This is a genomic window from Thiomonas delicata (genome assembly GCF_900088825.1).
In the GTDB taxonomy this organism is placed as follows: domain Bacteria; phylum Pseudomonadota; class Gammaproteobacteria; order Burkholderiales; family Burkholderiaceae_C; genus Thiomonas_A; species Thiomonas_A delicata.
In genome coordinates this window covers 1,763,522-1,780,061 of record NZ_LT592170.1, presented here as the reverse complement: position 1 = coordinate 1,780,061, position 16,540 = coordinate 1,763,522, and the positions used below count along the sequence as shown (strand labels likewise).

Sequence of the window (16,540 nt, the reverse complement as noted above, 5' to 3'; positions counted from 1 at the left end):
ATGCGGCGAATTCTGCGCTGAGGAGACCTGACCATGATGCGCCAAGCTTTGTCTGCAGCCCGCCCCATTCCGACGTTTTTCGGTGCCTTCATCGCCGCCGCCCTGCTTTTGCCGGCGGTCCATGCCGCGCAACCGTTGCCAGGAAACAACGCCCAACCATCCGCCGAGCAACGCGCCGCTGCGACCGCTGCCGCGGAGCAAGCCGTCAATCCCAGCTACCAGATGAAATGGGGCCACATGCGCTGTGGTTCGCATCAAACGATGGACGTGAAGCGCGAAGGCGCGAACGATCACACCATCCTCATCACCTGGAAAGGCAAGCGTTATTTGCTCACCCGCAAACCCACCACGACCGGCGCCTACCACTTCGACGATGTCAAGGCCGGCCTGGTGATGATCCAGATTCCCGCCAAGAGCATGTTGTTCGACAAGCGGGACATGACCCGCCTGGCCGACGACTGCAACCCCATCGTCGCCAGCAAGTAGTTCACCTCCCCCAACCGCTCCATGACCGCAGCCATCTCCAACGTTCGCCCCGCTCCCGACCAGATCCTTGCCGACATCGCCGACTACGTGCTCGGCCAGCGTCAATTCCAAGGACTTGCGTTTGAAACTGCCAGGCTGTGCCTGATCGACACCCTAGGCTGCGGGTTGGAGGCGTTGGAGTATCCGGCCTGCACCAAGCTGCTTGGCCCGGTCGTGCCGGGAACGGTGGTGCCGAACGGCGCCAAGGTTCCCGGCACGCCTTACCAGCTCGACCCCGTGCAGGCGGCGTTCAACATCGGCGCGATGATCCGCTGGCTGGACTTCAACGATACATGGCTTGCGGCCGAATGGGGCCATCCGAGCGACAACCTCGGCGGCATTCTGGCCGTGGCCGACTGGATCAGCCGCACCGCCGTGGCGACCGGCAAACCACCCCTGGTGATGCGCGACGTGCTCAACGCCATGATCCAGGCGCACGAGATCCAGGGAATCATCGCGTTGGAAAACTCGTTCAACAAGGTCGGACTCGACCATGTGGTGCTGGTCAAGGTGGCCACCACGGCGGTCGTTGGGCGTTTGCTCGGCCTGTCGCGCGACGAGATCATCAACGCCGTCTCGCTCGCCTGGGTGGACGGGCAAAGCCTGCGCACCTACCGTCACGCCCCCAACACCGGCAGCCGCAAGAGCTGGGCCGCGGGCGACGCCACCAGCCGCGGCGTGCGTCTGGCGCTCATCGCCCGCACGGGTGAAATGGGCTACCCCTCGGTGCTCTCGGCCAAGACCTGGGGGTTCTATGACGTCCTGTTCAAGGGCCAACCGTTCAAGCTCCAGCGGCCGTTCAGCTCCTATGTGATGGAGAACGTGCTGTTCAAGATCAGCTACCCGGCCGAGTTCCATGCGCAGACCGCCGTGGAAGCGGCGATGCAGGTCCACGCCCAGCTCGAGGCCATGGGCAGGACCGCGGCGGACATCGCCTCCATCAGCATCCGCACCCACGAGGCCTGCATCCGCATCATCGACAAGAAGGGTCCGCTGAGCAACCCGGCCGACCGGGACCACTGCATCCAGTACATGGTGGCGGTTCCGCTGCTGTTCGGGCGACTCACGGCCGCCGACTACGAAGACGCCGTGGCCGCCGATCCGCGTATCGACGCGCTGCGCGGCATCATCACCTGCGTCGAAGATCCCCAGTTCACCAAGGACTATCACGACCCGGACAAGCGCTCCATCGCCAACGCGCTCACCGTCACGTTCAAGGATGGCAGCCGGCTGCCCGAAATCGTCGTCGAGTATCCCATCGGCCACCGACGCCGCCGCGAGGACGGCATCCCCCTGCTCGAAGCCAAGTTCCGCACCAACCTGGCACGCCGTTTCGCACCGCGGCAACAGGAACGCATCGTGCGCGCCTCGCTCAACGCCGCCACGCTCGCGGCGATGCCTGTGCACGAGTATGTCGACCTGTATTGCCAGGCTTGAAATCCCGACCGTCTTTCCCGCAGCAACAATCCATCCCCGGAGTTCGCCATGGCCACCGCGACCAAGATCACAAAAACCGCCAGAGCCCCCAAGCACGCCTTTGCCGGCACCCTCAAATCCTTCGAGACCGCCAGCGGCAAGGCTGGCAAGTTCTATTCCATTCCCGCCCTGGGCAAGGCATTGGGCGTTGACGCCTCGCGCCTGCCGGTGTCCATCCGCATCGTCCTGGAATCGGTGCTGCGCAACTGCGACGGCAAGCGCGTAACGGCCGAGCATGTGCAACAACTCGCCAACTGGAAACCGAACGCCCGACGCACCGACGAGATTCCCTTCGTCGTCGCACGCGTCGTCCTGCAGGACTTCACGGGGGTGCCCCTGCTGGCCGACCTCGCCGCGATGCGCAGCGTCGCGGCCGAGATGGGCAAGAGCCCGAAAGCCATCGAACCGCTGGTGCCGGTGGACCTCGTCGTGGATCACTCGGTCATGATCGACCACTACGGCGACAAAAAGGCGCTGGACCTGAACATGAAGCTGGAATTTCAGCGCAACCGCGAGCGTTACCAGTTCATGAAATGGGGCATGCAGGCGTTCGACACGTTTGGCGTCGTGCCCCCCGGGTTCGGCATCGTGCACCAGATCAATCTGGAATACCTGGCCCGCGGCGTGCACAAGGGCGCGGGCGACGTGTACTACCCCGACACCCTGGTCGGTACCGACAGCCACACCACGATGATCAACGGTGTCGGCGTGGTCGGCTGGGGCGTGGGCGGCATCGAGGCCGAGGCCGGCATGCTGGGTCAGCCGGTCTACTTCCTCACCCCGGACGTGGTGGGTGTGGAGCTCAAGGGCGCACTGCGCGGCGGCGTCACCGCCACCGACCTCGTTCTCACCATCACGGAAATGCTGCGCAAGGCCAAGGTCGTGGGCAAGTTCGTCGAGTTTTTCGGCGAGGGCACCGAATCCCTGAGCGTGCCGGACCGCGCCACCATCGCCAATATGGCGCCCGAGTACGGCGCCACCATGGGTTTCTTCCCGGTGGACGACAAGACCCTGGACTACTTCAAGGGCACGGGCCGCAGCAAACACGAGATCGAGGCCCTGGCCGCCTACTTCAAGGCGCAGAAGCTGTTCGGCGTGCCGCGCGCGGGCCAGATCGACTACTCCACCACGCTCACCCTCGACCTGTCCACCGTGGCGCCTTCGCTCGCCGGGCCGAAGCGCCCGCAGGACCGCATCGAACTCGGCGCGGTGAAATCGAAGTACACCGAACTGTTCGCCGCGCCCATGGACCAGGGTGGCTTCAGCCAGCCGGCCGAACGCCTGGGCCAAGTGATCAAAACTTCCGAAGGTATCGACCTCCACGACGGCGATGTGCTGATCGCCGCCATCACCTCCTGCACCAACACATCCAATCCCAGTGTGCTGCTGGCCGCCGGCCTGCTGGCGAAAAGGGCCGTCGAGGCCGGGCTCAAGGTGAAGAAGCACATCAAGACCTCGCTGGCTCCAGGCTCACGGGTGGTCACGGAATACCTGGAACGCGCCGGGCTGCTGCCCTATCTGGAGAAGCTGGGCTTCTACGTGGCCGGTTATGGCTGCACCACCTGCATCGGCAACGCGGGGCCGCTGGCGGCCGACATCGATGCCGCCATCACCGCCAACAATCTGGTGTGCGCCGCGGTACTGTCGGGCAACCGCAACTTCGAAGCGCGCATCCACCCCAACATCAAGGCCAATTTCCTGGCCTCGCCGCCGCTGGTGGTGGCCTATGCCATCGCCGGCACGGTCACGCGCGATCTGATGACCGAGCCGCTCGGCACCGGCAAGGGCGGCAGGCCGGTCTACCTCGGCGACATCTGGCCGTCCGCGGCCGAGGTCGACAAGCTGCTGAAGGTCGCGCTCGACCCCAAGGCCTACAAGGCCAACTACACCCAGGTTCAGGACAAGCCTGGCAAGCTGTGGAACCAGATCGCGAAGTCATCCGGCCAGGTCTACAACTGGCCGGACAGCACCTATATCGCCGAACCGCCGTTTTTCGCCGGCTTCGACATGACGCCGGCCGCCGCCGCGTCCAGCGTGCAGGGCGCGCGGGCGCTGGCGCTGTTCGGTGACTCGATCACCACCGACCACATCTCCCCCGCCGGTTCGATCAAGGACAGTTCGCCCGCCGGCAAATGGCTGCTTGAGCATGGCGTGATCAAGGCCGACTTCAACTCCTACGGCTCGCGCCGCGGCAACCACGAGGTGATGATGCGGGGCACCTTCGCCAACGTGCGCATCAAGAACCTGATGATTCCGCCGCAGGCCGACGGCTCGCGCGAGGAAGGCGGCGTCACCTTGTTCCAGCCCTCGGGTGAGAAGATGTTCATCTACGACGCCGCGATGCGCTACATCGCCGAAGGCACGCCCACCGTCATTCTCGCCGGCGAGGAATACGGCACCGGCTCCAGCCGCGACTGGGCGGCCAAGGGCACCCAGCTGCTGGGCGTGAAGGCCGTGGTGGCGCGCAGCTTCGAGCGCATCCACCGCTCCAACCTCATCGGCATGGGCGTGCTGCCGCTGCAGTTCCTCGGCGACGACTCCTGGCAAAGCCTGGGCGTCACCGGCAGCGAGACCTTCGACGTGCTGCTGGGCGACACCGTCAAGCCCCAGCAGGACGCAACGCTGGTCATCCACCGCGCAGGCCAGCCGGACCAGCGGGTGCGGGTGAAGCTGCGCATCGACACGCCGATCGAGGTCGACTACTACCACCACGGCGGAATCCTGCCCTACGTGCTGCGTCAGTTGCTGGCGGCTTGAGCCAAAGAGCCCCGCGTCCTCGACGCCATCAGGACTCAACCCGGGCACGTCCCGGGTTTTTCATGGCGCCTCCAGCACGCGCAAAAGCGAGCTGGTGTCGTCAGACCCCATGCCCAATGCCATGAGCCGGTCGAGCTGGGCCCGCACCACGCGCAGCGCCGGCAGTTGGAGTCCAGCCTGGCTGGCGGCTTCCGCGGCCAGCCCGAAGTCCTTGGCGTGCAGACGCGCCTGAATGCCCGCCGAGAAATCGCGCGCGGCCATTTTCGGCCCCATGAGATCGAGCATGCGGCTGCCGGCCATGCCGGCCGCGATCGCCTGCAGCACGCGCGGCAGGTCGGCGCCCTCTGCGGCGGCAAAACGCATGGCCTCGGCGAGGCCCTCGATATTGATCACCTGCACGATCTGGTTGCACAGCTTGGCCACCTGACCGCAGCCGGCCGGACCGACGTGGGTGATCGTGCTGCCCAGCAGCCGCAGCAGGGGCAGCGCCTGAGCAAAGACCTCGGCTTCGCCGCCCACCATGATCGACAGGCTCGCCTCACGCGCCCCCTTCTCGCCACCCGAAACCGGCGCATCGAGGAAAGACAGGCCGCGTGCGGCCAGTTGCCCGGCGAAGTCCCTGGCGCCCGCAGGCGCGATGGTGCTGTGGTCGATGCAGATCGTGCCCGCTTCGGCACCGTGGATGACCCCATCGGCGCCGAGCAGAACCTGCCCCACATCGGGAGTCGACGTGACATTGCTGAAAACAAACGCGGCTCCGCGCGCGGCCTGCGCCGGGCTGTCGCACACATGCATGCCGCAGCCTCGCGCGCGCTCCCGCTTGAGCGGATCGCGCGCGTAGACGCGCAACGCGTACCCGGCGCGATGCAAATGCCCGCACATGGCCCAGCCCATGGCGCCGAGACCGATGAAGGCCAGGGTGCGGAGATGGTGGGCTGTGGCAGTGGCTCCGGGATGTTGCGCCGCGTCGGGCGGCTGCAGAGTGGTCATGGTCGAGTCCTTGCATGAAACATGGCCCCCGATCGTAGGGGCCGCCACACCGATGGATCAGCCCGACCTGCCGCCATACTCCGGCCTGTCATTGCGCGCCGGCCTGAGCACGCCTTGCGTCCGGCCCTCGGCGCGCTGCTGGCGCCATTGCTGCTTGCGCTGCGTCCACTCGGCAAGGCGTGCGTGAGCATCCAGCGACGCGGCCTGCATCTGCTCCGGCGAGGCCTGCTGCGCGGCCAGCTCGACCCGGATGCCGTTGGGGTCGAAGAAATAGATCGACTTGAAGATGTGATGGTCGGTCACGCCCAGCACCTCCACACCCTCGGCCTGCAGTCTGGCCTTCGCCGCCTCCAGCTCGGCCACGCTGCCGACCTGGAGCGCGAGATGGTTGACCCAGGCCGGCGTGTTGGGCGACGGCTGGCTGATGGCATCGTCGCCCAGGTCGAAAAAGGCGATGAAAGAGCCGTCTGCCATGCGGAAGAAAATATGCGTGTAGGGACAAAACTCGCCCGTGCTCGGGACATGATCGCTCTGAATGATGTGATAGAGCGGCAGGCCGAGCAGGTCCTCGTAGAAATGCCGGGTTTCCTCGGCATCGCGACAGCGCCACGCGAAATGGTGAAGACCGAGAATATGGCACGGGGCCGTGCCCGCGCTTGGCAGCGGTGGTGGCGAATCGGACAGATCCATCATGCGTCTCCATGGTGTCGAGGCGAACTTTGTCGCCCCATGGTTTCATTATGGGCCGAGCCTGGCGTGGTGCAAGACGCGGGCGAAGCACAGGGTCCGCCGGATGCGAATAGAACCCGCCTATGGTTCACATTGAGAAGCTGCATTAGACATCGTCACAGAGGGGGGATAAATTAGCCAGTTGCCGCGTGCAGCGGCAACAATCGTGTCCAGCTTCTGCACCCTAGGAGAAAACGATGACAGCACTCAAAGGCTCGAAAACCGAGCAGAATTTGAAAGACGCCTTCGCCGGCGAATCCATGGCCAACCGCCGCTATCTGTACTTCGCAGCCAAGGCTGACGTGGAAGGGCAGAACGACGTGGCGGCCCTGTTCCGCTCCACCGCCGAAGGCGAGACCGGCCATGCGCACGGTCACCTGGAATTCCTCGAAGCCGTCGGCGATCCCGCCACCGGCCTGCCCATCGGCCCGACTCGCGACAATCTGAAGGCCGCCGTGGCCGGCGAGACCCACGAGTACACCGACATGTACCCCGGCATGGCCAAGACCGCGCGTGACGAGGGCTTCGAAGAAATCGCCGACTGGTTCTCCACCCTGGCCAAGGCCGAGCGTTCCCACGCCAACCGCTACCAGAAGGCGCTGGACGTGCTGGCCGACTAAGCACGATCAAGCGCAGACGCACAAGCCCACGGCAGCCTCGCGCTGCCGTGGTGCATTAAGGCCCGTGCATTTGCGGGCGAAAATTGACGCTCCTGCTGTTGCGGCCGATGCAACCCACGATCCGAGGCAACCCACATGTCCACGCGCGAAGGCAATCTCGACGCACCCACCCGGCACCCGCTGGACTGGCTCAACCCCAAATTCCACGACGAACAGGACTGCCTGCACGAGCTCGAACGCATCTTCGACATCTGCCATGGCTGCAGGCGCTGCGTCTCGCTGTGCCAGGCCTTTCCCACCCTGTTCGACCTGGTGGATGAGAGCGGCACGGGCGAAGTCGACGGCGTGGACAAGCAGGATTACTGGAAGGTCGTCGACCAGTGTTATATGTGCGACCTGTGCTACATGACCAAGTGCCCTTACGTACCCCCGCACCCCTGGAACCTGGACTTCCCGCACACCATGCTGCGCGCCAAGTCCATCCAGTTCAAACAGGGCAAGGTTTCCAAGGCCAACCAGTTCCTGGCCTCGACCGACACCCACGGCAAGCTGGCCGGCATTCCCATCGTCGTGCAGGTGGCCAATGCCGCGAACAAAATGCCCCCGGTGCGTGCCGTGCTGGAAAACACCCTGGGCATCGACCGCAACGCCTGGGTGCCCGAACTGGCCAGCAAGAAATTCCGCGCCGCCGCGCCCAAGGCCGCCACGACCCATGCCCTCGACGGCGAGCGCACGCCCGGCAAGGTGGCGGTGTTCTCGACCTGCTACATCAACTACAACGAACCCGGCATCGGCCTGGATCTGCTCAAGGTTCTCGACCACAACGGCATTCCCTACGAACTGGTGAACAAGGAGCAATGCTGCGGCATGCCCAAGCTCGAACTCGGCGACCTCGACGGCGTGGCGCAAGCCAAGGCGGCGAACATTCCCGTGCTGGCGAAGTACGCCAAGGCCGGCTACGCCATCCTCACCGGGGTGCCATCCTGCACGCTGATGTTCAAGCAGGAAATCCCGCTGATGTTTCCCGACGACGCCGATGTAAAGGCCGTGCAGGCGGCGATGTGGGACCCGTTCGACTACCTCGTGTCGCGCCACAAGGACGGTCTGCTCAAGACCGATTTCCAGCAAAACCTCGGCAAGGTGTCCTATCAGATCCCCTGCCACGGTCGCGTCCAGAACGTCGGGCGCAAGACCGAGGAGTTGTTCAAGCTCATCGGCCAGAGCGTGGACGTGCAACTCACCACCATCGAGCGCTGCTCGGGCCATGCAGGCACCTATGGGGTGAAGAAAGCCCACCATGCCGACGCCATGAAAATCGGCAAGCCGGTGTTCAAGGCCATGGCCGCCCCGCAGCCCGACTTCATCAGTTCCGACTGCCCGCTTGGCGGCCACCACATTGCCCAGGGTATCGCCGAGCTGGGCGGCCCGCAGCCCAGGCTCGAGCATCCCCTGACCCTGCTGCGCATGGCCTATGGGCTCTGACGCGCGGCATCTTTCCGACACGAACCGGAGAACACCATGACCCTGACCCGCGACAGCCTGCTGACGCTCGAGGCCTATGCCAAGGCCCGCAAGCAGATGAAAGCCGAAATCATCCCCCACCGCCTGCTGCGCTCGGTGCGCCTGGGCGAACACATGAACCTGCAGTTCGAGGACGAGAAAACCATCCGCTACCAGATCCAGGAGATGCTGCGCATCGAAAAAATCTTCGAAGAGGAAGGCATCCAGGACGAGATCGCGGCCTATGCGCCGCTGATCCCCGACGGCCAGAACTGGAAGGCGACCATGCTATTGGAGTACCCAGACGTCGAACAGCGCCGCCGCGAGCTGGCCCTGCTCATCGGCGTCGAGGACACGGTGTATGTGGAGGTTCCTGGCCAGCCGCGCGTCTACCCCATCGCGGACGAGGACCTGGAGCGCGAGAACGCGGAAAAAACTTCCTCGGTGCACTTCCTGCGCTTCGAGTTCACCCCGGCGCACATCCAGGCCATGCGCACCGGAGTGCCGATCACCATGGGCTGCGAGCATCCGCACTACGCCATGCAAACCGTCATCTCTCCAGCCACAGCCGCCGCCCTGATCCAGGACTTCAAGGCCGACTGATCCACGCCAGCGGACTGGCCTGTCCTGCAGAGCAGACGCGCCCCGATCCTCCAGACCTCGCACCATGCTCATCGTCCTGTCTCCCGCCAAAAGCCTCGACTACACCAGTCCCATCCCCGCCCTGCCGGTCACCCGACCGCGGTTCATTCAGCAATCGGCCGAACTCATCGATATCCTGCGCCGCAAGAGCCCTGTCGAGTTGTCGAAGCTCATGGACATCTCCGACAAGCTCGCGGTGCTCAATGCGAACCGCTACGCCGCATGGTCGCTGGAATTCACGCCGGACAACAGCAGGCCGGCCATCCTCGCCTTCAACGGCGACGTCTACGAAGGCCTGGACGCCAGCCATCTCCAGCCCAAGGATCTGGAATGGGCGCAGAACCACATCGCCATGCTCAGCGGCCTGTACGGCGTGCTGCGCCCGCTGGATCTGATGCAGCCCTACCGCCTGGAAATGGGGACCAGATTGGCCAACCCCAAGGGCAAGGATCTCTACGCCTACTGGGGCAGCGGCATCGCCCAAACCCTGCGCGAGCAACTCAAAGACCATGAGCACCGCGTGCTGGTCAACCTTGCATCCGACGAATATTTCGGTGTGGTCGACACCAAGGTTTTCGGCTTGCCGGTAATCCAGCCGGTGTTTCAGGATGGCGAAAACGGCAAGTTCAAGATCATCAGCTTCTACGCCAAGCGCGCGCGCGGCCTCATGGCGCGCTATGCCATCGTCCACCGCATCACCGACCCGGAACACCTCAAGGCCTTCGACCTCGAAGGCTACGCTTACGCTTCGTACGCCTCGAACCCGAGCCGCTGGGTGTTCCGCCGCACCAAACCCGTGCCGGCTCGGGTATGATTTCGTTTTTTCGGGGACGTAGCTCAGCTGGGAGAGCGTCGCGTTCGCAATGCGAAGGTCGGGAGTTCGATCCTCCTCGTCTCCACCAAAAACCAGTTCACCGGCATCCGTACAAGGCCGCAACGCTAAGAGAAATCAAGGCTTTGCGGCCTTTTTCATGCCGTAGGCGTTCGCAGGGGTGCGTTGATAGCCGGGGATACATGGGGCTATAAAACGGTGGTATATCCCAAAACGAGGGGATACAAACCACTCAGGAGGGCCGCCATGCCACTGACAGACAGCGGGCAAGGCCAAGCCCGCTGTGCATTGCGTGATCGTTGGCTTCGGGGTCCCCAAGACGGCCCGCACTTTCAGCCGCCACGTTTCCCGCGATAGCCAAACAGCAAGAAAGCGATGATCAGGACGACAACGATCAATCCGATAGGGCCCATTCCCCAGCCCATGCCCATGCCCCAATACAAGCCACCGCCGCCGCCAAACAGCAACAAAAGCACAATCGCAAGAAGTATCAAATCCACGGTTTCGCTCCTAATCGTTCTGAAACGCTATCAGTCCACGTTGGAGTAGGCTGATACCCAATCACCGAATGCCGACAGACGCAGGTTGGTCACTAGCGCGGGGTGATCTTCAGGTTGTTGTGAACTGCTCCAACCGATTTGACTTCGCCGCTAGTTCTGTGGCGCGATCCGACTCATCTTTGCTGTTGGCGGTAAGGTGTCTTTACCGACTTCTTGATATCCGCTTCGGCGTCACCGACCGAGGCCTGGACCGCGCCGACGTTTTTCTGGATATTGCCTTTCACTTCAAGGCTCTTATCGCCCGCAACTTTGCCAACGACCTCCTTCACCTTGCCTTGCGCTTCTTCGGCGCGGCCTTTGACCTGATTCTTGTTGATGCTCATGATTTGCTCCTGAGAAAATGAGCCGACCCAATGTCGACGCGTGGCAAACACCACACAATCGCACAGTAGTTCATGGTCTAGGCCAGGTCTGTTCGCTGACGCACACGTCCAGTAAGCCATCCGCAGGAGAGATGGCCTCCGGCACATCATTCCCTGCCATGGCCTTCTGGAGTTCGTAACCGCTCCGGTTTTGTCGCCGTATCGCGTGGCGCCGGAAATCTGCGAAATCCTTGTAAGCCGACTATCGGGACGGGGTGGCCTGAGAAGCATCACTGGCCGGCGTTGCGCCAGCAGATGATTCAAGCCATAGCGCCACCGCTTGGGCCATGATCGCCTGCATGCCGCCCTCATGGCCGACAGCGCGCTCGCGTAGGCGGCTGACCAACTCGGCGGGAAGCCTGCAGGCAACCGGCACCAGCTTGACTGCGGAGTTCCGCGACTTGCGTTCGGGCCTCGCCCCGGCAGGGCTTTGTCCAAAACGCTGCGGAACGATGCCCGACTTCATTTTCCCGTCGAGTTTTTTCGCCAGGTGTTTCTCGAGATCCGTCTTCTTCATGCTCATGGGTCGTTCCCGGTGGATTGGCCGCCATTGTCTACCACGGTGTTCGGCAGGCTCGATCTGGAACACCGTTGGCGTGCGAAAAGGGCGTGGGTACACTGGAGTGAGGCTTGCGTTCGAGAATTGGCTTCGCCACCCTTGGCTTCCCGCAGCTCAAGGGCCAGCCGAGAACGGCGGCATGGACAAACGACCGCTATCCGGCGAATCCGTCGCCCGTCTTCTGTTGCAATGCACGGGCTGGTGAGTAATACCGAAAAGGGAGCCGACCGTTGGACATCAAAGCCCTGCAAACGACCCTGCGCGAATTCGCCGCCGAGCGCGACTGGCCAGCGTTTCACACGCCCAAAAACCTGGCGATGGCCTTGATGGTGGAAGCCGCGGAACTGGCGGAAATCTTCCAGTGGATGACGCCGGAACAATCGCGGGCCGCGCATGCGGACGTCGTGCTGCAGGAGCGCATTGGCGACGAAGCCGCCGACGTGCTGCTCTATCTGCTGCAACTGGCCGACCACACCGCCGTCGATCTCAAGCGTGCCGTGGGCCGCAAACTGGTCAAGAACGCCAAGAAGTATCCGCCGCGGCGTCCGGGGCTTCCAGCCGGTCCGACGAGCGCGGCGGACGCGCAAACGCATGTGCTGGTGGATTGGGAGAATGTTCAACCCAGGGATACCGACATTCGCAACTTGGCACCTGATGTGACCGACGTCTGGCTGTTCCATGGTCCTCGCCAGAAGAAGGTGGATGCGCACCAAGGTTCGTTCGGTGATCGCATCACCCTGGTGCCCATCGCGCGCGCCGGTAAAAACGCGCTGGACTTCCATCTTTCGTTCTACATGGGCTATATCGCGTCCCGGCATCCGCATGCCCGTTTCGTGGTGATTTCCAACGACAAGGGTTATGCGCCCATGATCGAGCACGCCACGGGCTTGGGGTTTTCCGCCCGCCAGGTTGGGTTTACCCAGGGCAAGGTGGCGGTCAAGCGCGCTCCGAGCAAGACACCGGCGGCCAAGACGGCCGCCAACTCCAAAGGCTCAGGCAGCCAAACCGCAGCGAAACAACCCGCTGCCGAGCCACCGTCCACGGCCCCAGCCGCCAAAACCGCAAGACCCAGAAAAGCAGCCACGGCCAAACCGGCGAAAGCCGAGACGGACAATTCGCCGCCAGAGATCACAACGCCGCCGGCAAAAAGCCCAACGGCGAAAGTCGCGCCAGCCAAACCCGCATCACCCGCCAAACGCACGGCCCGAGCGAAAAAAACCGCCGTGATGTCGGCAGCGTCAAACACGGTACGCGCACCAGAGAACACGACAACTCCAAAGCCGGAAGATTTGCGCAAAGCATTCAACCATGTCGAGGCCAGTATCAGGAAGTCAGCCAACAAGCCGGCGCGCCAAGCCAGACTGGTGGCCAGCATCAAGTCCCTGCTGGGCGCTGCGGCGGACGATGCCGTGGTCCGGGCCGTCTTGCGCCAGCTACAGGATGGTGGCAAGGTGCGCATCGACGGCAAGGGTGCGGTGACCTATGAGCTGTAGGCTCAAGTTCCGATTCCGGGGACATGCCGCGCCAAACATGGCCTGATCCGATGGGTCCGGAACACGACCGAGGGCTGAATGATGTCGCTTCGAACCCTGCCGATTGACGATCGGCTTTTCCAGTACGTTCTCGACCACTCGCTGCGCGAGCACCCGGCGCAAAAGGCGCTGCGCGAGGCCACCCGCGACCATCCGCAAGCCGGGATGCAGATTGCGCCCGACCAGGGCCAGTTCATGGGTCTGCTGGTCAAGATGCTGGGCGCGCGCCGCACGATCGAGATCGGGACGTTCACCGGCTACAGTGCTCTGACTGTAGCCTTGGCGCTGCCCGCCGATGGCCATGTGCTGGCTTGCGACATCAACGACGCGTACACCGGCATCGGACGGCCCTTCTGGAGCCAAGCCGGGGTCGACCACAAGATCGAGCTCGTCCTGGCACCGGCGCTGCAGACGCTTGAGGCGCGCTTGTCTGCAGGCGAGGCCGGAAGTTACGACTTCGCCTTCATCGACGCCGACAAAGTGAACTACCCCCACTATTACGAGCGGTGCCTCGATCTGGTGCGCGCGGGCGGCCTGATTGCCTTCGACAACATGCTCTGGGGCGGTGCCGTGGCGCACCCGGCGAAGGACGCCGATACGGCCGCACTGCAGGCGCTGAATGCCAAACTCCACCACGACGTGCGCGTCGACCTCGCGCTGCTGACGGTCGGCGACGGCCTGACGCTCGCGCGCAAGCGCTGAGCCTGCAAGTCACCACACGCGCCTCGGTGACGCGCCCATGCAACGATCCCCGCGACGCCTCCAGGCCCCGCCCCCTCGATCAACCCAAACTTCACGACCGCGTCATTCATGAACACCAACTGGTTTTCCGCACACATCGATCTGATGCTCTACATCTACGGCGGCATGGCCCTCATGCTGGTGCTGTTCACGCTGTGGCGTGCCCGTCAACGCAGGCGCAAAAAATAGGGATGTGCTTGGAGGTTTTTCAGCGCTCGTAGGCACAACTGGAGCCGGCTCGAGGCGATACAAACCCCTCCGGGTCATGCCCCGCTCCGCAGCCGCAGCAGGCGTGCCGCCTGCTCGACCCGTGTGTCGTCGATCTCGCGCAGAACACCGCTGACGTCGACCGCGCCGTGTTGATGCTCGAAGCGGCCGGTGAGCGCGACCTCGGTGTGAAGAACGCCGCGTTGATACAGATCCCAGATCTCGTGCCCATACTCCGTCTGCAGCAGTTCCGGCGCAAAACGCCCGAAGAAGTTGCGCAGGTTGGCAACGTCGCGCAACAGCAGGCGATTGGCGTGATTGTTGCCGGCGGCATCCACCGCCTGGGGTAGATCGATGATCACGGGCCCATCCGCCCCCAGCAGGATGTTGAACTCGGAGAGGTCACCATGCACGATCCCGGCACACAGCATGCGCACGACCTCCTTGAGCAGGGTGGCATGATGGGCGCGTGCCTGCTCGGGAGCGAACACGACATCGTTCAGGCGCGGCGCGGCGTCGCCATTTTCGTCGGCCACGAGTTCCATCAACAGCACGCCGTCACAGAAGTTGTGGGGCTTGGGCACGCGCACGCCAACTGCGGCGAGGCGGTACAGCGCGTCGACCTCGGCTCTCTGCCAGGCGTCTTCCTGCGCCTGGCGGCCGAAATGCGTGCCTTTGGCCATCGCGCGTGCTTGGCGGGTGTTCTTGACCTTGCGGTTCTCGGTGTAGTCCACGGCCTGCCGGAAACTGCGCTGCGTGGCCTCCTTGTAAATCTTGGCGCAACGGGTCTCGTCGCCGCAGCGCACGACATAGACCATGGCCTCCTTGCCGCTCATTAGCTGACGGACGACCGTGTCGATCAGGCCTTCCTCAATCAGGGATTGCAGTCTCTGGGGTGGTTTCATGCACGCCATTGTGCGCGGGAGCCCGGGAGGACCGCGCCGAACTTCGCTTGACCTCCCGCAGGGACTGCTTGCGCCCTGCCGCGGTAAGGCCGAACCGTCTCGTATGCGGGACAAAAATAGATAGGCAAGCACGAAAACCGAAAAAGCAGTATCCTTCGCCTTGTAGATATGCAATAGACCGTCGTTTTGTAGGCCTCTGCTGTGTCCTGTGACAGGCCCAGTCGATTTCCCCAAGTGATTTTCTTGCGTGTTTCTGCATTGCGCTGGCATGTGCTGCGCATCACTTGTATATGGAACTGATATGACGACTCAAACAGGCACCGTGAAATGGTTTAACGAAGGCAAGGGCTTTGGTTTCATCGCCCAGGATGGCGGCGAAGCCGACCTCTTCGCCCATTTCAGCGAAATTCAAGGCAGTGGCTTCAAGACCCTGACCGAGAATCAGCGCGTTCAATTCGAAGTCAAACAAGGCCAAAAAGGCTTGCAGGCTGCGAACATCCGCCCGCTCTGACATGCATGTCGCGCGCCATGCGCGATGAAAAAACGCAGCCTCGGCTGCGTTTTTTTTCGCCTACATGCGCCTCATGGCAACGATTTTCTGGCGCGCCCGGCTGGAATCGAACCAGCGGCCCTTGGCTTCGGAGGCCAATACTCTATCCACTGAGCTACGGGCGCAATGCTTGACACAATTCTGCGAGCCCCTGCTATAGCGGACTCCGTGATTGGCGACTGCCGATGCGTGGCAACCGCGTCGTGTTCCGCCTTTGGTGACGGAAATCAACGTGCAAGTGTATCAGTTGCTCTGCGGCCGGAGACGGCACCCAAAACGATGCGCGCAGGCCATATCATGCTGCCGGTTGCACCAACTTGACCTTGTCCCCTTCTTTGCATCGACAATCATGAGCGCACATCAACCCAAGCCTTCCAACGAAAGCGGCGATCTGCCTTTTGCCCCCACGCTGCGCAAGACCATCCTCATTCTGCTGATCGGCTTTGCAACGCCGATCATCATCCTGTTGCTGATCGTGCATTTCATTTCGGATGAAACCGTGCCTCCGGCCGGCTCGGCCTCGCTGTCGACGGCAGCGGTGAACGAACGTATCGCACCGGTCGGCCAGGTCGCCGTGGCGTCGAGCGCGCAAGCCGCATCGCAGGCCAATGCAGCGTCGATGTCGAGCGCAGCGCCGACGGCTTCCGCCACCGCGACGGCATCCGCATCCGGGCCGGCCGCCGGTGGCGCGTCGGCTGCCGCTGCGACGGGCGGCGCGGCGATGGTCGCCAGCGCCGATGCTGGAAAGAAGTTGTACGAGTCGACCTGCATCGCCTGCCACGGCACCGGTGTCGCGGGTGCCCCCAAGGTGGGTGACAAGGCGGCTTGGGGGCCCATCATCGCGCAAGGGGTGCCCGTGCTGTATGACCGCGCGATCCACGGCTTCACCGGCAAACTCGGCATGATGCCCCCCAAGGGCGGCAGCACCGCGAGCGATGCGGACGTCAAGGCCGCCGTGGACTATATGGTGGCCCAATCCAAGTAGGGCTGCGCTTTCCAGCCAGCCTGCGCGATTTGCGCACAGGCCGCCCCGGTGCGCGCAACGCCCAGGCA

The 16,540-nt window shown here is 63.4% G+C and carries 17 protein-coding genes, 2 tRNA genes and 1 pseudogene; 13 read left to right on the top strand and 7 right to left on the bottom strand.

Annotated features, from left to right (window positions below; genetic code table 11):
- Nucleotides 1-33: 33 nt before the first annotated feature.
- From THIARS_RS08490 to acnA, 3 genes are read left to right on the top strand one after another with little or no spacing between them, the layout of a single operon-like run.
- Nucleotides 34-486: a hypothetical protein gene (locus THIARS_RS08490; RefSeq protein WP_094160241.1), complete on the top strand. Its 453-nt coding sequence runs from the start codon at nt 34-36 to the stop codon at nt 484-486.
- Between the two features lie 21 nt (nt 487-507).
- Complete coding sequence (locus tag THIARS_RS08485; protein WP_094160239.1) at nt 508-1,962, top strand: bifunctional 2-methylcitrate dehydratase/aconitate hydratase; 1,455 nt, start codon at nt 508-510, stop codon at nt 1,960-1,962.
- A 48-nt stretch (nt 1,963-2,010) separates the two neighbouring features.
- Nucleotides 2,011-4,758 (top strand): aconitate hydratase AcnA, encoded by a 2,748-nt coding sequence (acnA, locus tag THIARS_RS08480; RefSeq protein WP_094160237.1) that lies wholly within the window; start codon nt 2,011-2,013, stop codon nt 4,756-4,758.
- A 60-nt stretch (nt 4,759-4,818) separates the two neighbouring features.
- On the opposite strand, the gene THIARS_RS08475 is transcribed toward acnA, so the two are convergent.
- Nucleotides 4,819-5,748, bottom strand: a complete 930-nt coding sequence (locus THIARS_RS08475) for an NAD(P)-dependent oxidoreductase (RefSeq protein ID WP_094160235.1) — start codon at nt 5,746-5,748, stop codon at nt 4,819-4,821.
- A gap of 57 nt (nt 5,749-5,805) precedes the next feature.
- On the bottom strand, nt 5,806-6,438 hold the full coding sequence (locus THIARS_RS08470; protein WP_094160717.1) for a VOC family protein: 633 nt from the start codon (nt 6,436-6,438) through the stop codon (nt 5,806-5,808).
- A 236-nt stretch (nt 6,439-6,674) separates the two neighbouring features.
- Between THIARS_RS08470 and THIARS_RS08465 the strand changes: the two genes are divergently transcribed.
- From THIARS_RS08465 to THIARS_RS08445, 5 genes are all read left to right on the top strand, one after another.
- Nucleotides 6,675-7,097, top strand: a complete 423-nt coding sequence (locus THIARS_RS08465; protein ID WP_094160234.1) for a rubrerythrin family protein — start codon at nt 6,675-6,677, stop codon at nt 7,095-7,097.
- 135 nt (nt 7,098-7,232) lie between these two features.
- Complete coding sequence (locus THIARS_RS08460) at nt 7,233-8,579, top strand: (Fe-S)-binding protein (protein WP_094160233.1); 1,347 nt, start codon at nt 7,233-7,235, stop codon at nt 8,577-8,579.
- 36 nt (nt 8,580-8,615) lie between these two features.
- Entirely contained in the window at nt 8,616-9,200 is a 585-nt protein-coding gene (locus tag THIARS_RS08455; protein WP_094160231.1) for a DUF3501 family protein, read from the top strand.
- Nucleotides 9,201-9,264: 64 nt separating this feature from the next.
- Nucleotides 9,265-10,053 (top strand): peroxide stress protein YaaA, encoded by a 789-nt coding sequence (gene yaaA / locus THIARS_RS08450; protein WP_094160229.1) that lies wholly within the window; start codon nt 9,265-9,267, stop codon nt 10,051-10,053.
- A 12-nt stretch (nt 10,054-10,065) separates the two neighbouring features.
- Nucleotides 10,066-10,141: transfer RNA gene (locus tag THIARS_RS08445), tRNA-Ala, on the top strand.
- A 262-nt stretch (nt 10,142-10,403) separates the two neighbouring features.
- Here the strand turns inward: THIARS_RS08445 and THIARS_RS18255 are convergent.
- The 3 genes from THIARS_RS18255 to THIARS_RS08435 form a co-directional block, all read right to left on the bottom strand.
- Nucleotides 10,404-10,571 carry a DUF3309 family protein gene (locus tag THIARS_RS18255; RefSeq protein ID WP_186436607.1) on the bottom strand — a complete coding sequence of 56 codons (168 nt, stop codon included), beginning with the start codon at nt 10,569-10,571 and terminating at the stop codon, nt 10,404-10,406.
- A 173-nt stretch (nt 10,572-10,744) separates the two neighbouring features.
- Nucleotides 10,745-10,954: a CsbD family protein gene (locus tag THIARS_RS08440; protein WP_342747742.1), complete on the bottom strand. Its 210-nt coding sequence runs from the start codon at nt 10,952-10,954 to the stop codon at nt 10,745-10,747.
- A 241-nt stretch (nt 10,955-11,195) separates the two neighbouring features.
- Nucleotides 11,196-11,516 carry a hypothetical protein gene (locus THIARS_RS08435; RefSeq protein ID WP_094160228.1) on the bottom strand — a complete coding sequence of 107 codons (321 nt, stop codon included), beginning with the start codon at nt 11,514-11,516 and terminating at the stop codon, nt 11,196-11,198.
- Nucleotides 11,517-11,782: 266 nt separating this feature from the next.
- Between THIARS_RS08435 and THIARS_RS18930 the strand changes: the two are divergent.
- The 3 genes and pseudogenes from THIARS_RS18930 to THIARS_RS08425 form a co-directional block, all read left to right on the top strand.
- Nucleotides 11,783-12,088 (top strand): annotated as a pseudogene (locus tag THIARS_RS18930) (nucleotide pyrophosphohydrolase); the annotation flags it as partial.
- Between the two features lie 57 nt (nt 12,089-12,145).
- Nucleotides 12,146-13,045, top strand: a complete 900-nt coding sequence (locus tag THIARS_RS08430) for a PIN domain-containing protein (protein ID WP_245845808.1) — start codon at nt 12,146-12,148, stop codon at nt 13,043-13,045.
- Nucleotides 13,046-13,123: 78 nt separating this feature from the next.
- The gene (locus THIARS_RS08425) at nt 13,124-13,786 is read left to right on the top strand and encodes a class I SAM-dependent methyltransferase (protein WP_245845663.1); all 663 of its coding nucleotides are present in this window, start codon (nt 13,124-13,126) and stop codon (nt 13,784-13,786) included.
- A 302-nt stretch (nt 13,787-14,088) separates the two neighbouring features.
- Here the strand turns inward: THIARS_RS08425 and THIARS_RS08420 are convergent, their stop codons facing one another.
- On the bottom strand, nt 14,089-14,937 hold the full coding sequence (locus THIARS_RS08420; RefSeq protein ID WP_094160225.1) for a PA4780 family RIO1-like protein kinase: 849 nt from the start codon (nt 14,935-14,937) through the stop codon (nt 14,089-14,091).
- Nucleotides 14,938-15,238: 301 nt separating this feature from the next.
- Between THIARS_RS08420 and THIARS_RS08415 the strand changes: the two genes are divergently transcribed.
- Nucleotides 15,239-15,448 carry a cold-shock protein gene (locus THIARS_RS08415; protein ID WP_094160223.1) on the top strand — a complete coding sequence of 70 codons (210 nt, stop codon included), beginning with the start codon at nt 15,239-15,241 and terminating at the stop codon, nt 15,446-15,448.
- A gap of 88 nt (nt 15,449-15,536) precedes the next feature.
- Here the strand turns inward: THIARS_RS08415 and THIARS_RS08410 are convergent.
- Nucleotides 15,537-15,612, bottom strand: a tRNA-Arg gene (locus tag THIARS_RS08410).
- Nucleotides 15,613-15,704: 92 nt separating this feature from the next.
- On the opposite strand from THIARS_RS08410, the gene THIARS_RS08405 reads away from it, so the two are divergent.
- Nucleotides 15,705-16,472 (top strand): c-type cytochrome, encoded by a 768-nt coding sequence (locus THIARS_RS08405; protein ID WP_425444229.1) that lies wholly within the window; start codon nt 15,705-15,707, stop codon nt 16,470-16,472.
- Nucleotides 16,473-16,540: the final 68 nt, after the last annotated feature.